The sequence below is a fragment of the Komagataeibacter intermedius TF2 genome (genome assembly GCF_000964425.1).
Classification (GTDB): domain Bacteria; phylum Pseudomonadota; class Alphaproteobacteria; order Acetobacterales; family Acetobacteraceae; genus Komagataeibacter; species Komagataeibacter intermedius.
Genome location: NZ_BANF01000720.1, coordinates 1 through 208, shown reverse-complemented (window position 1 = coordinate 208; position 208 = coordinate 1). Strand labels below are relative to the sequence as shown.

The following is a 208-nucleotide window of genomic DNA, read 5'->3' as shown; positions in this document are numbered from 1 at the left end:
ATAAAGCAGGATATCAGAACGGATCTGCCCGCCATCGGCCAGGAGGGCCACGGGTTGTCCATCCGCGACCGTGATTGAATCCAGCCGGCTGCCCAGCCTGAAGCGCATTCCGCGATCGCATAACTGATGCATGAAGTCGACAATGATGCCCCGGTCCACAAAACCCAGAATACTGTCACGTGCCTCGACAACGCTCACCTGCACATCC

The 208-nt window shown here is 57.7% G+C and carries 1 pseudogene; it reads right to left on the bottom strand.

Annotated features, from left to right (window positions below):
• Positions 1-208 (bottom strand): annotated as a pseudogene (locus B7449_RS19080) (Si-specific NAD(P)(+) transhydrogenase); the annotation flags it as partial.